We start from the raw sequence: 14083 nt of genomic DNA, 5'->3' as shown, positions 1-14083 counted from the left end.
TTTCATGATTTTGAAGTAACATTCATAAAAAAGCCCTACATTTCTGTAAGGCTTTGATTTTATTAGTGGTCCCACCTGGGCTCGAACCAGGGACCACCTGATTATGAGTGGGATTAAACAATCACAATCAGCTGATATTCAAGGCTAGACCATTTTAAAACCGTGCAAATATAAACATTTTTTGTCATTTTTCCACTTAAAAACACCACTTAGGAAAATTTACTTTATTAGAAACATTCCGTTATATCAAAGTAGTATTCTATAGTTTCTCCACCATAATCAATTACAATTTTATCAATTTTTTTGTCTTCTTGAATTATCAAAGATTGTTTGACTTTTCTCCAATTACCCATGCCCAAAAAACAATTGATATATCGATTTTGTATTGATATATAGTCATACTTGCCATCGGCCGTTATAATAACGCATGTTTCAATGGTGGCACCATCGCCACCCATAATAGGAAGCTTTATATTGTGTTTGTTAAAGATTTGTTCTCGGATATGCATAAGTGTTTTTTAATATAAATATATGGATATATATGAACTTAAATTTTTGATGAAAATTGGTTCAGAAAAAATTAAAGATATACACGGTGTTATTATGAGTAGATATTAACACTTAACAAAGGATAGAAATACGTTAAATAACATAATTCTACGTTAACTAACTAGGTGAATTCTAGTTTTTAATATTTTCCTATTTTTATCAAATGATAAAAACAATATTGATTGATGACGAACACAATGCTAGTGAGTTTTTGGAAAAAATGCTTAAACGCTATTTTCCAAACAAATTTCATATCTGTAAAACTTGCGAAAGTATTGATGATGCTGTAGAAGCAATTGAAGAATACCAGCCCGAACTAGTTTTTTTGGATATACAGATGCCAAAAAAAAACGGCTTTGAACTTTTTAAAGAGATTAAAAATATCAACTTTGAAGTAATATTCACCACCGCACACTCTGAATACGCCATAGATGCTATTAAGAGAAGTGCATTAGATTATTTATTGAAACCAATCAATTATGTTGATTTATTGGGAGCAGTGAACCGATTTGAACAAAAAAATAAAAAAGGGAATCAAGAAAAACAATTAAATATTTTGATTGAAAACATTGATTCGGGCGATACTGCTCATAAGAAAATTGCGATTGCTACTGAGACAGGTTTTGAATTTGTAAAGTTTAATACTATTATTTATTCAGAAGCACAAAGTAACTATACTAAGTTTTACTTAACCGATGGTACAAGTGTCACTACTTCAAAAACATTAAAACACTTTGAGGAGTTACTACCTGTCGAATTATTTTTCCGTATCCACAAATCGTATTTAGTAAATATGAATTTTGTTAAACGATTTAGTAAAACAGATGAATTCTTGGCTGAACTCATAACTGGTCAAAAGCTTCCAGTTTCAATCCGAAAGAAAGATGAATTTATTAGTGCTATTACCCAAAAAACAAACGCTTAGTATTGTTTTATTTTTTTTCTTTTTACTTACCCAAAGTCAATCGGTTAAGAATCTTACCATTGCTGATGGATTGCCTGGGAATGCAATAAAATGTTTATTCAAAGATTCTAATGGGTTGATGTGGATTGGAACAGAAACGGGATTGTGTACCTATGATGGCTTGCATTATAGAATTATAGGAGAAGAGCAAGGACTTAAATACAATTTAATTTGGAAAATAACAGAAGACAACAAAAAGAATATTTGGTTGTCACTATATGGTAATGGTGTTGCTAAATACGATGGTAAAAAATTCACCTATTATTCTAAAAAGGAAGGTTTAATAAATAATGCTGTCAGAAGTATGTGTTTTTCTGAAAAACACAATTGCATGGTCTTTGGCACCGAAGATGGATTGAGTGTGTTTGATGGTAAAAAATTTAAAAACTTTGATTTTGAAATAAATAATCCAAACAAAAATTTTCAAGTTAATTTTATTTCAAAATACAATGATAAAATAGTGTTTGGAGTCAATCATTACAATATCTATGAGTTAAAAATAAACCCAAATAACATTCAAAATTCACAAGTTCTCGATTATTTATTTCCTGAGACTAAAAATTATTCAGGTTTAATTGTTGGTGATAATTTTTACGGGCATGATTTTTTAAATGATTTTGATGTATACAATTTAAAAACACATCAAAAAACAAGTTATGGCTTTTGCCCTGTGATTTGGGATTATGCGTCTGATAATCAAAATAATATTTATGCTGCTTGTTGGGATGTCAATGAACCTAGGGGAGGATTACTATGTTTTGAAAAAAATAAGTTAAGTAATCTTTCTGAAAAACTACAACTACCAACGTCTTTGTTTTGGTGTTTGTATTTTGACAAAGTAACGAATCAATTATGGGTTGGTTCAGTTGACCAAGGTGTATTTGTAATTAATTTAAGTAAGGATATAACCTATTATAGCAAAGACATTTTAGGAATCCAAAAGCCAGAAATTAATAGCATTTGCATTGACAAGAATAATGCTATTTGGTATGGTGGGAACAATTTTATTGCTAAAAAAGATACAGATGGAATAAAGTCTCTTACCAACGAAAATATTAAAATTCAAATACTTAGACTCATAAGCGATAAAACCAACTTAGATAAAAATAACTATAAAATCTTTTTAAAGAATTCAAAAAACTTTGTTTGCCATTCTATAAAAAAAGACGAATCAGGAACCATCTGGGCTTTGACAAATTATGGGCTATTTTCATTAGATGAACATTTAAAAATAATTACGTTTCTATATTACCAAGGAACAGGAGGTGTATTCGATTTTATTGACTCCAAAACTATTTTATTGAGTCAAAACTATTATGATGGATATATTGTACGTTATGAAAATATAAAACAATATAAAACACTTCTATACAAGGAAAAACCAATTGGACTCGATGCCACAAAGATATTCAAATCAAATCAAGGTTTATGGATTGCATCCTATTCCAAAGGATTACTTTTATTAGAAAATGGTACTTTGAAATCTATGACCGACATGGGGTTTCTTTATGATAAAAATATCAATGAAGTATTTGTTGACTCCAATCAAAACGTCGTCACAAGCACAATAAGTGGCAAAGTCTATTTCAGCCGATGGAAGAACAATCGTTTATCACATTTTAAAATTATGGTTCCAGATAAAGACCTTATCGGAAACGCTATTTTCTTTATTCGGCAATATGATAAATACTATTTTATTGGAACCAATAAGGGATTAAACATCATAAAAGACTTTAAGTTGTTTAAATTTATTAACCAAACAGAAAATCTTAAACAAACTATTTACACCGATGCTCAAATTGACTTCAAGAACAATAAATTAATTATATCAACTAATAATGGTTTGTTAAGCATAAACATAGAAACTATATTAAGAAAACAAAAAGTAAACAGTCCAACTCGAATCACGGGTGTTAAGGTAAATGACAAATCGATTAAGAACCAATCTGATTTGCAATTAAACTACAATGAAAACAATATAGAATTCTATTTTAACAGTAACAATTTATACAACGCCACCAAAAACAGATACCGATACAAAATAGTGGGATTGAAGAATAGTTGGAGTGCTTATTCTTCTGAAAACAGCTTAAAGTTATTTGGATTAAAAAGTGGTAACTACAAGCTCATCATTCAAGGGAAAAATATAGGAACCAATGAACTCATTGCGCCTATCTCAATGCGATTTACAATTTTTCCTCCTTTTTGGCAAACGACTTGGTTCATGGGATTTGTTACTTTGACACTTATCCTTTTGTTATTTCTATATTTAAAAAGGAAAATTAAAGCTATCAAGCACAAAGCAGAATTAGAAAAGCGCATAGCCGAAACCAAACTCCAAGCTTTACAAAGCCAAATGAACCCTCATTTTGTTTTTAATGCTATGAGCTCAATACAAAACTTTGTGATTGACAACCAAACGGATGATGCTCTTTGGTATATGGGCGAATTTTCTAAGCTAATGCGTCAAACACTCGATTTTTCATCTAAAACTACTATTCAATTAGAAGAGGAAATAGATTATTTGAACCGCTACATTGAACTAGAAAACCTAAGAAGAAAGCATAAAGTATCCTATACATTAACGATTGATGAGGCAATTGACACACATGAAATTCAAATACCTCCAATGTTACTTGAACCTTTGGTTGAGAACGTATTTGTACATGCGTTTGATAGCGCTATGAAAAATTGCCAACTTGATATTGCATTTTTGTTAGAAAGTAACACTCTTATTTGCAAAGTCACCGATAATGGCAAAGGATATGATGGCAAAGGTAAAACTTCTAAAGGGCTGAACTTGGTTCAAGAAAGACTACAACTGTTTCAAACGGAGCCTAAAAACAGTTTAAATATTCAAAAATTGGTTCATGGAACTTTGGTTCAGATTTCAATTTCCATACGATAACTCTTAAAAACACACGTTAACTAATTCTTAAAAAAAACTAAAATATTTTTCTTTTTGTTTGTGGTTTAATTTTAAAATCTTAAACACATGAAAAGAGTTATTCTTATTTTATTTTCTGCATTTTTAGTTACGAGCTGTTCTGTATCTAGTAGTTCTATTAAAGAGCCAAACAATTTGGTTGAATTTAATAAAAATGATTTTGAATTCACAGACCAAATATCTGCCACCACCAAAATTAATTTCCTATTTGGATTCCCATTATCAGACACAAAAAAAATAGGGAGATTCAGTAAAAACAGTATCCAAATTATTGGTTTCAGAACCAAACTAGATAAAGCTGAAGATGTGGCTATATATAAATTATTAAAAGAGCACCCAGGGTATGACGTAGTATTTTATCCAAAGTTTGAAACCAAATCTTCTGGGTTTATTTTCACAAATGCAGAAGTTACGGTAACAGCAAGGTTGGCTAAACTTAAAAAATAAAACCATTTAAAAATATAACTGAATAACTAATAATATAATGTTCGGAATTATTATAGCTTTAATAATAAGTATTGGGATTTTTGTTTTAAATCAAAACAAAAAAGGGTCAGTTGATATGGATACATCTAAAAACATTACAACCATTAAATCAAATTTATCATTGCAGAAAACTTTAAAAGTAATTATAAAATTTGCTCAAAATAATGGCTATAAAGTAGATGATTTTGATGAAAGTAAAGGTGTTATAATTTTAAGTGATTCTGCATCATTTTCAACAAACACAAATGGATATATTTATCCTATTAACATTTTTGAAAAAAATGAATCAGAAGTAATGATACAAATTGGGACTGATAATAAATCTTTAATAAATAAATCATTTTTAGGTCCACTTGGAAATCGAGCTCATGAAAATTGTGTTAATGGAATAAGAACAGCATTATATTCAGAATATTAATTACACAACTATTATCCTATCAAGTTTACAAAATAAATATATTAATATCTTCTAAAATATGGCATTAAAATATTGTCCTGAATGTGGTTCTCAAGTTTCAGAATTTGCTATTCAATGTATTAAATGTGGTTATCCTATAAATTCAAACAACAACATTTCTAAAACAAGTTATTTGTCAAATGATAAAATAAATAACTCCGAAGTCAGTAATGTATATGCATGGATAATTGCTTTCACACCAATCATTGGAACTTTTGTTCAAGGTTTCATGTTTGGTTTTATGAACTCATTTAATAGCAATCATTATTATAATTTTGATAGTTTTTGGTGGGTTTACATTGTTTTAAACAGTATTTTTTGTGTCGTTGATATTCAAAATTTACAAAAAAATAATATTAACACAAAGGGTAAATATTTAAGTCTATGGGGGTTCTTTTTTGTTCCTGTTTATTTATTCAAAAGGGCAGAATTATTAAACCAAAATCAAACTTACTTTTGGATATGGATACTTGCCTTTTTAATAAGTCTATTTATTTAATGTAATGGGGTTAATTTTTTGTTCAGAGTGCGGTGAAAAAGTTTCCGAATTTGCTGATAAATGTATAAAGTGTGGTTTTCCTCTATATAAACAGATTTTTAAACCATCAATTGAGTATAAAAAATCTTCAAATACACAAAGTGATAATGGAATGATTATAGCTGGTTACATTGTTTCGTTTTTTTCTTTATTTGTATTTCCTATAGTTTTTTTGATAGCGGGTGTTACTATTGGAATATTAAATATTTCTAAAGGAGAAAAAGGCCATGGAACTGCTCAAATAGTCATTTCAATATTATTTGGCACAATAGGTATGTTTCTAAGTTTTCTAAGTTTAATTTTTAATTTATTTAGTGCATTATGATACAACATAATTTATTCATAGTTATAATATTAATTATAATATTAATTGCTGTTCCTTTTTTGTTTTTGAATTCACTTCAAAATACAATTAAAAAAACAGACGCATCAATTAGAGTTATTGAACCATACGAAGTTTGGTTATGTCTAATACCTATTGTTGGTGTGTTTTTTCATTTATCTCACATTATTAGAATATCAAAAACAATTCAAAAAGATTTTGAAAAAAAAGGAATTGATGACTATAATGAATATCCTTATGGTAAAAACTATGGTTTAATGTATTGGTTCTTAGGCAGAATAAATTTAGGATTAATAATTTTTTTTTATTTTAAATTATTTTCCAATTTCAAATTGTTATTTATTCAAAATTATAGTGATTCATTACTAGAAAATTTTAAAAATGAAATAAAACCATCATTAATATTAATTCCGTTAGTATCGTTATTAACTATATTTTTTTTCATTATTTATTGGGTAAAAATAGATAAATATAAAAGCATATTAATAAATTTTAAATCAGATTATAACGAATCAACTCAAAAAGAATATAATAAATCTTTATATCAAATAAAAAATAATAAAACATGTTCTAATTGTGGAGCCCCAACTTCTAATGAACATAAATTTTGTATGGAATGCGGTGGTTCAAATTTTATAAACGAAAAAAGTAATGAAAAAACATGTACAAATTGTGGTAATAGTATATCATTAGAAAGTAATGATTGTGGTTTCTGTAAAGAAACAAAATCTAATATAACAAATGATAATGTCATAAATAAAGACAATGACCCAAATAAAAAATTATTTATATTATTAGCTGGTTGTTTATTACTTATAGGAGTCGTATATTTTTTTATGACTAGCCATATATTCGAAAAATCTGAAGATGCAGCAGTTGCTACAGCCCAAGACTCTACAAAAGTTGAAACATCAGATACAGTTAATAACATCGTCGAACCAATTGAAGTACAAACACCCAACTCAGTTGACACTATTGATAATTCAAACATTTATATTAATAATGATTCCGAACAATACAATCAAAATAGTGTTGAAAATATTGATGATAATATTTATAACACAGCTAGTTTAGATGAAAAACCTGACTTCCCTGGAGGAATAGAGAAATTCTACAAGTTTATTGGTCAAAATTTCCAAGTTCCAGAGGAAGAAGGATTGAAAGGTAAAATATTTGTAACCTTTGTAGTTGAAAAAGATGGTTCATTGTCTGACATCAAAGTAATTAGAGATATTGGTTACAATACAGGAAAAGAAGCTATAAGAGTTTTGAAATATTCTCCTAGATGGATTCCTGGTAAGAAAGATGGAAAAACTGTCAGAGTATCTTATGAATTACCCATTAATATTCAATCAGCAGAATAAATATATAAATCAGGAGTCAATTATTATTTGGCTCCTTTTTCATTTGTACAACCTCCCATTCACAAAGACCATTTCACCCCATTTCCTTTTTAATCATATCAACTTCGGAACTGGTTAGTTTATCATGATTACCAACCATAAAGTGATGTTTGGTTTTCTCAACTTGATGCGCTATTGTTATTCTTGTTTTTTTCATATCCTAGTTATCGCTAAATTCAAAATCATAGTCTCGTAACTTGCGTCTCCAATAAAATATTACATGTATCTCAATACTTTTATAATTAACGCTAACAAAAAAGTGTCTAACACCACCAATATACCTATTGAGTCTCCTATTTAACCGTACCATATCAACGAAGCACTCTTTGTCATAATCAAAAGTAATTTTTAGTTCTCGTGGTTTGATAAAGCTCACTCTTTCTACTATTGTTTCAACGTTCATTTTTCTGCTACCATAGTGTCTAGTCATCATTCGGTGTATTGCTGTTAGGTCTATATTTATCATATTTCAAGCATTTTTCGGTTAGCCATTACTTTTTTAACTTTGCAAATTGTTGCACTGGAAGCACCTGTAATCTCCGATATGTCACGTATGCTGATGCCTTTCTGCAACTTCTTTACAATGCTTTGGTGACGTTGCAACAGCTTTTCATCCGTCTGGGTTGCTCCCACCTTTCTGCCTTGATACTTACCCAAAGCCTGTGCTACTCTAATCCCTTCAAGTGCCCTTTGCTTGATTTGATTACGATTCATTTCTGCTATCGACCCCATACAACTAATTACAAGCTGTGCCATTGGATTAACATCACCGTTATCCAATAGTGTGGTGAAGCCTTCTTTAATGGATTTCAAGTTGATTTGATTTTGGTTGAACAGGGAAATAGTATGAAGTATATCCAAAAGGTTTCTTCCGAGCCTATCTATGGAGTCGACCACTACCGTACATCGTTCTGATTGGTTGGTTAGTTCATCAAACATCCTCACAGCTTCTGGACGTTCCATAAATGGAATGTTTCCTTGGATGCGTTCAACGAATAATCTGGATGGGTCGAAGCCTTCATGTGATTTAAAAGTTTCGATTTGTCTGGCTGAATTTTGAAGAACCGTGGATGTTCTGGAATAAAAATAGAATACCATAGACTTTGCGTTTTAGAGGTTAAAATCGTTTTAGATTTAGGGTTCAAGTTTTTTTAAAACGCTTTGACCGATTTTGTTGGTTTGGTCATTTTGGGTTGCGTTTTAAATTGGAACTATAATCTAAATCTAAAACTTTAATATTAATACCACGAGTGTACAAGGAATAAATGACCCATGCCAGGGGCGATAACAAATTTTTCAAAAAAACATTATTACTCTACACATACATCAATAGTAACGAATCAAATCCTAGAGTAATTTATATGCGTTCATATAGCATTCACTGAGTTATATAGGTACGAGAACGAACAATAGATTACTCTTTTAGGTACACATACTAATAAAATCATATAAAAAAATTTGGTTGCATATCCCTTTAAGGTAGCCATGCTGTTCAAATTGGGGGCAGCCACCACAAGGTGGTAACGGGGGCAGGGGTGCATGGGCTGGGTCTATTCCCGTAGGGTCTTGAGATTGCCTTCGGATTTACATATTAATATATAATAGTAAAAAAAGCATCACCTTACTATGCCTACGGCAGTTGATGTATGCTTCGATTTCGCTATAGTTAATATAAATACACAATATATAAAGTCGCTTCGCTCCTTGTACTAGTTGAGATTAGTTTTCACTTCGTTATTATTGTAATACACCAATCAATTCAAATGCTTCGCATCAATTTGGTTGAGATTGTTTTCTTTTTCCAAACTACTTTACTTTGATAAAACAATAATTAATATTTTGTATAAATGTGTTTGGGATGTATCGTAGCCTTAGCGGAGATACTCCCAATAACACATTTTATATTCTTGTTAATCACACACTCTCAAGAGTGTGATTATATAATACTCTTATAGTATGTGGTATAGAAACTACACCTATTCAAGGTGGAGAAAGTACACCATCAACCCAATTTATTGGTATCTTTTTTACACCAACTATATATTTATATAAATAAAAACATCTCAACTCCGTAAGGATGAAAAAAGTGCTTTTTTAAAAATATTTTCACTTTTTACCTATTTGCCCTTGACAAATATTTTTGTTTTCAGTATACTTATGCAAAAGGTTAAAATACTGATGTGAAAACATCAACTATCATATACAATAGCTTATAATAAAGTTATTCGGGTTGCTGGCGGGTTCATGACCGCTAGCCTCTCTTACCCGATACAAGAGAGAAAAAATAACAAGGGAATAAAACAGAAAACCCAATGAATAATAAAACAGTCATAAGACGAAAAAACGAAACTGGGAAGTTTACAACTATCCACAATAATATCTTGTTTGATACAAGACTAACACCTAACGCATTAAGGCTATTTATAGCCATTTTATCGGACTCCGATACTAAATTTAACCTATCGCAAACAGTTTATTGTGATAGACTTGGAATAACCAAGAAAACATTTTTTAGCGCAATTGCTAATCTTGAAGAATGTGGTTATTTAAGAAAATCATCAACGAAGGTTAAGAACTTATACCATTACACAATATCTGAATTTGGCAATCTAAATATTGAAACGGTTCTTGAAACAGATATAGAAAATAATCAAGAAGAAGCGGTTACTTCTATTCAAGGAATAAATAATTTTATGACTGAGAAAGATGCCGATAAATACTTAACCATGGTTAGTGATTTTGTTAAAAAAAATGATGATTTAATTGACGATGATTTCTTTCAAAATACAGTTAGAACAAGTATTAGAAATATTGAATCATATGATTCAATTGTTGAAAAATTTGAAAAATATTTATACAAAAAAGTCGTTACATCAATAACAGACTCAAGTGTTAATCCAAAGTCATTTGAGGAGTTTAAAGAAAGAGCAAAATACCTAATATTTAAACATAAAAAATATGATGCTGATTTTATGAACACTTGGACGATATACAAAAAAACTAGGAATATTAAACAAGCACCAAGGGACCACGAAACAGAAATGTTTGATTACCATGAAAATCCTAAAGACTAACACACTAAAAAAAACAAAAGCTAATCCGATAAAGATTAGCTTTTTTTGTTTTACATAAAACATTAACCCAAAGGGCTTACTAGGTGCGCTATGACATCAACGGTCATAGCTAGTCCAATTGCTTTATGCTTGTTGGATTTGGATACGCCATAAACACCACTAACGTATCCATCTGGTATTGTCATCAATCGTTCTGCTTCTAATACGCTAGGCGTTCTATAACATCCGTTGCCAAAATCATATTCAGATTCTTGGCTTTTTGGTTTGCCAACGTACCCAGATTTTTCAAGAATTTTTGGATATTGAGTTAGTTTTTGTTGGTTTGGTAATTCAGCGAACGATTTGTCTTTGAATATAACATTGCCCATATTCATCTTATAATGCCTAAATATGCCATTAGTTAGTGTTACGTTGCCCGATAGCAATACGTTGGCTTTATCTCTATCTACATAACCATTTACAAGTATATTTTCAAACTTGGTATCGTTTGGCTTTGGTTCACTTGCATTGGGAATGTTAGTCCAATAGAACCTTCTACGATTCGCTGGAGCAACAATACTTGAATTAATCTTTAAAATTTGCACCTCATCACCAAATATAGCTTGCAGTTCTTCGGTTATTTTATTTTTGTCTTTAGAGGACATACTAGCTACGTTCTCCATTAGGAAATACAACTTCTTGTCTTTGGGTTGGTGGTAGATTAATTCTTTAAGTATTCGGATAGCCTCGAAAAAAAGACTAGAATCTTCTCCTTCAAGTCCACTTCTGTCTTTACTATTTACACTACTCAATTGTGTACAGGGTGAACCAAACACCACCAAATCGGTGTCGAGTATGTTATCAACTTGCAGTTTTGTAACGTCTCCCAACTGAATATAGTTTGGATTGCTATGGTAATGGTGGTTTTGAATAGTAAGAGCTGATTTATCAATTTCGCTAGAGTAGTAATTACCAACTGGAACACCAGCTTTGTTTAGTGCTAAATAGGCACAAGAAATTCCATCAAAAAGGGAAAGTATGTTTAGTTTTTTATTTGTTTGTTTTGTTTCATTTGCCATGATTTATCTTTATTGATAAATATCACGGGCAAGCGAAAACGCCTTATTTTTCTATGGGTAACACAATATTTTTTTATTTTATTAACTCTTGTCAATATCTTTTCTCTACCAAAATGTTGGCATGGCTTTACTTAAAATCGTATATTTGCATTATGAATTTGAGATTACAACTTCTTGTCAACTAGAGGCAAAATTATCTCCATCGACTATCTGCTTACTTTAAGTAATAAAAGATAGTATTCAGCAAAAACCAATTAAACATTTATCATTTGGGTTAAACACCCAGACTAGATTTCTGTGGCTTTAACTCAAGTCAAAAGGAATCAAAAGAAATAGGATAATTTCCTAAAGGCTATTGCTATGCGCTATGGTCTTAGGAGCTGAATAAATTGAAAAACGTATAAATTATGATTACAGGTTAAAAAATAAAATGGCTGTTTATTCAATAGCCGATATAAAGCAGATTGCTTTCAGACGCACATTGCTTCTTATGGAGTAATGTCTACCGATAACGATACCAACAAATCGTTTTCAAAACGGGTTTGGATACCCAAAACAATATTAATTTTAAAAAAAGAAAAGATGTTATTTATACACATAGATAGAATATACCTAGATGAAATGGCTGGGTTAATAAACAGAAAAGACAATAGACCAACTAAAACATGGTGTCAAAAGAACAATGTAAAAGTTTATAAGGATACAACGGGTGAATTCGTTTATAGAAGTGAATTTGAGTTAGCTAATGATATGCCGCTGATATTGGATTTGAAGTTAGTACATGGTAAGGATTGGGAACAATACTATGAAGAACATCTTAAAGGAACCTTATACAAATTGCTTGATTTCAAAAGTGATAAACCAAACAAAAACAATGGGTACATACCCAAAGGAGAAATTAGTAAAAAATTATTTGGCGGGTCGTAGAAATAAATTACACTCGCATAAAAACAACAACACAAATGAAGATATTAAAATACAAGAAATTCACAGGCTTGCACATAGTATGCAAGAAGTGTGGTAGACACATTGAGGTGTCACAAGACGAATACAAAGGCTGTAATCACCCAATTGACAGACAGAAGTATAAAGCTATAGTTAGTATAAATGGAGCTCGTAAAACAAGAGATTTACAAACTTTGGATTATGATACGGCAGTAAAGAAGGTGTTGGAATTCAAAGAAGAATTATTGAATCCTGTTAAACTTTCTATTGCACCAAAAGAGGTAGAATCCAAGCCAATACTATTTAAAGATTGCATTATGATGTATAGCGATTGGTTGGAGAATGTGGATGTACCATTCTTTGAAAGAAAGATAAGAAGGCGTGAATACATTAGAGATACCATTGGTTATATCTGTAAGTTAAAAGACTATCTTCAAAAGAATACTAAAGAAGAACTTTCTGTTTTCAATGTCGATAAAAATTTAGTAAATAGTTATTTTGAAGAACTATATAAGAAAAGCAAAAGCATTTCAACTTACAATCATAACATTAGAGCAAACAAAGGCTTCTATAAGTTTTTAATTGAAACTAAAGGATACGAGTTGTTTAATCCAATGGCAGCTGCTAGATTAAAGAATGAATCACCAAATCCAATAAATGCGTCAGATACTGATTTTGATAAAATTTTAAGAAGTTGTTCTAGTGATAACAGCTCGATACACACTTATAAAAATGGTGTTAGAAAGAAAATGTATCGCCCGTATATAAAGGAAGCATTTGAAATAATAGCATATACAGGTATGAGAAACACCGAAGCAATATCAATCAAATATTCCGATATTGTATTGGATGAAAACGGAGAGTTAGATTATGTAATAGGTGTTGATTTGAAATATGAAAAAACACATAATTACGACCAATCCAAACCAACAAAGATTGTGCCGATACCTTATTCTCCTGAGTTAGAAGATTTGCTTAATAGGTTAGATTATAAGAAACATTTGGGTGAAGATAGGTACTTGATTGGTCCAGATGAAAATATTACTAGAGATTCAATGGCAAAACTATTGTCGCATTCTTTCAAGTTCTATAGAGATAAGTGTGGTATTACTACTAAAATAGGATTAAAGCACCTCAGAAAATCGTTTCTAACGAAAATAGAAGCCCAAACAGGACTTGTTGAATCATTAGGCTACCAAAAGACCAAAAGAGTCATACAGAACAATTATTTGGTTAAACCAGAGATAGCAAGAGCAGTTAAACAAAAAGGATTCAGATTGTTTAAAAAAGAAGATGAACGCAACGCTAGTTAATTCAAA

At 30.4% G+C, this 14083-nt stretch carries 13 protein-coding genes; 10 read left to right on the top strand and 3 right to left on the bottom strand.

Going from position 1 to position 14083, the window contains the following annotated elements:
* Positions 1-227: 227 nt before the first annotated feature.
* The gene (locus CLV55_RS07030) at positions 228-509 is read right to left on the bottom strand and encodes a hypothetical protein (RefSeq protein WP_112113039.1); all 282 of its coding nucleotides are present in this window, start codon (positions 507-509) and stop codon (positions 228-230) included.
* Positions 510-712: 203 nt separating this feature from the next.
* Between CLV55_RS07030 and CLV55_RS07025 the strand changes: the two genes are divergently transcribed.
* The 7 genes from CLV55_RS07025 to CLV55_RS12840 all read left to right on the top strand — a co-directional run bounded on the left by CLV55_RS07025 (position 713) and on the right by CLV55_RS12840 (position 7648).
* On the top strand, positions 713-1474 hold the full coding sequence (locus CLV55_RS07025; RefSeq protein WP_112113038.1) for a LytR/AlgR family response regulator transcription factor: 762 nt from the start codon (positions 713-715) through the stop codon (positions 1472-1474).
* The gene (locus CLV55_RS07020; protein WP_112113037.1) at positions 1434-4421 is read left to right on the top strand and encodes a sensor histidine kinase; all 2988 of its coding nucleotides are present in this window, start codon (positions 1434-1436) and stop codon (positions 4419-4421) included. Before CLV55_RS07025 ends, CLV55_RS07020 begins: the two co-directional genes overlap by 41 nt.
* A gap of 87 nt (positions 4422-4508) precedes the next feature.
* Positions 4509-4907: a hypothetical protein gene (locus tag CLV55_RS07015; RefSeq protein WP_112113036.1), complete on the top strand. Its 399-nt coding sequence runs from the start codon at positions 4509-4511 to the stop codon at positions 4905-4907.
* A 37-nt stretch (positions 4908-4944) separates the two neighbouring features.
* Positions 4945-5364 carry a hypothetical protein gene (locus CLV55_RS07010; protein WP_112113035.1) on the top strand — a complete coding sequence of 140 codons (420 nt, stop codon included), beginning with the start codon at positions 4945-4947 and terminating at the stop codon, positions 5362-5364.
* Positions 5365-5422: 58 nt separating this feature from the next.
* Complete coding sequence (locus CLV55_RS07005; protein ID WP_112113034.1) at positions 5423-5902, top strand: zinc-ribbon domain-containing protein; 480 nt, start codon at positions 5423-5425, stop codon at positions 5900-5902.
* Between the two features lie 4 nt (positions 5903-5906).
* Positions 5907-6266 carry a zinc ribbon domain-containing protein gene (locus CLV55_RS07000; protein ID WP_112113033.1) on the top strand — a complete coding sequence of 120 codons (360 nt, stop codon included), beginning with the start codon at positions 5907-5909 and terminating at the stop codon, positions 6264-6266.
* Entirely contained in the window at positions 6263-7648 is a 1386-nt protein-coding gene (locus tag CLV55_RS12840; RefSeq protein WP_158527026.1) for an energy transducer TonB, read from the top strand. Before CLV55_RS07000 ends, CLV55_RS12840 begins: the two co-directional genes overlap by 4 nt.
* Before the next feature lie 501 nt (positions 7649-8149).
* Here the strand turns inward: CLV55_RS12840 and CLV55_RS06985 are convergent.
* Complete coding sequence (locus CLV55_RS06985; protein ID WP_112113031.1) at positions 8150-8785, bottom strand: recombinase family protein; 636 nt, start codon at positions 8783-8785, stop codon at positions 8150-8152.
* Positions 8786-9999: 1214 nt separating this feature from the next.
* Between CLV55_RS06985 and CLV55_RS06980 the strand changes: the two genes are divergently transcribed.
* Complete coding sequence (locus CLV55_RS06980) at positions 10000-10761, top strand: helix-turn-helix domain-containing protein (protein WP_112113030.1); 762 nt, start codon at positions 10000-10002, stop codon at positions 10759-10761.
* Between the two features lie 62 nt (positions 10762-10823).
* Here the strand turns inward: CLV55_RS06980 and CLV55_RS06975 are convergent, their stop codons facing one another.
* Positions 10824-11819 (bottom strand): DNA cytosine methyltransferase, encoded by a 996-nt coding sequence (locus tag CLV55_RS06975; protein WP_112113029.1) that lies wholly within the window; start codon positions 11817-11819, stop codon positions 10824-10826.
* A gap of 582 nt (positions 11820-12401) precedes the next feature.
* Here CLV55_RS06975 and CLV55_RS06970 point away from each other — a divergent pair.
* On the top strand, positions 12402-12746 hold the full coding sequence (locus tag CLV55_RS06970) for a hypothetical protein (protein ID WP_146739547.1): 345 nt from the start codon (positions 12402-12404) through the stop codon (positions 12744-12746).
* Positions 12747-12814: 68 nt separating this feature from the next.
* Positions 12815-14077, top strand: a complete 1263-nt coding sequence (locus CLV55_RS06965; protein ID WP_146739546.1) for a tyrosine-type recombinase/integrase — start codon at positions 12815-12817, stop codon at positions 14075-14077.
* The last annotated feature ends 6 nt before the right edge of the window (positions 14078-14083 follow it).

The organism is Flavobacterium aciduliphilum, assembly GCF_003268855.1.
Lineage (GTDB): Bacteria > Bacteroidota > Bacteroidia > Flavobacteriales > Flavobacteriaceae > Flavobacterium > Flavobacterium aciduliphilum.
This window is presented reverse-complemented; position numbering and strand designations above follow the sequence as displayed.

What these genes read in the sequence shown, in the direction of transcription:
- CLV55_RS07030 (WP_112113039.1), bottom strand. Translation starts at nt 509, where the DNA reads ATGCATATCCGAGAACAAATCTTTAACAAACACAATATAAAGCTTCCT.
- CLV55_RS07025 (WP_112113038.1), top strand. Translation starts at nt 713, where the DNA reads ATGATAAAAACAATATTGATTGATGACGAACACAATGCTAGTGAGTTT.
- CLV55_RS07020 (WP_112113037.1), top strand. Translation starts at nt 1,434, where the DNA reads ATGAATTTATTAGTGCTATTACCCAAAAAACAAACGCTTAGTATTGTT.
- CLV55_RS07015 (WP_112113036.1), top strand. Translation starts at nt 4,509, where the DNA reads ATGAAAAGAGTTATTCTTATTTTATTTTCTGCATTTTTAGTTACGAGC.
- CLV55_RS07010 (WP_112113035.1), top strand. Translation starts at nt 4,945, where the DNA reads ATGTTCGGAATTATTATAGCTTTAATAATAAGTATTGGGATTTTTGTT.
- CLV55_RS07005 (WP_112113034.1), top strand. Translation starts at nt 5,423, where the DNA reads ATGGCATTAAAATATTGTCCTGAATGTGGTTCTCAAGTTTCAGAATTT.
- CLV55_RS07000 (WP_112113033.1), top strand. Translation starts at nt 5,907, where the DNA reads ATGGGGTTAATTTTTTGTTCAGAGTGCGGTGAAAAAGTTTCCGAATTT.
- CLV55_RS12840 (WP_158527026.1), top strand. Translation starts at nt 6,263, where the DNA reads ATGATACAACATAATTTATTCATAGTTATAATATTAATTATAATATTA.
- CLV55_RS06985 (WP_112113031.1), bottom strand. Translation starts at nt 8,785, where the DNA reads ATGGTATTCTATTTTTATTCCAGAACATCCACGGTTCTTCAAAATTCA.
- CLV55_RS06980 (WP_112113030.1), top strand. Translation starts at nt 10,000, where the DNA reads ATGAATAATAAAACAGTCATAAGACGAAAAAACGAAACTGGGAAGTTT.
- CLV55_RS06975 (WP_112113029.1), bottom strand. Translation starts at nt 11,819, where the DNA reads ATGGCAAATGAAACAAAACAAACAAATAAAAAACTAAACATACTTTCC.
- CLV55_RS06970 (WP_146739547.1), top strand. Translation starts at nt 12,402, where the DNA reads ATGTTATTTATACACATAGATAGAATATACCTAGATGAAATGGCTGGG.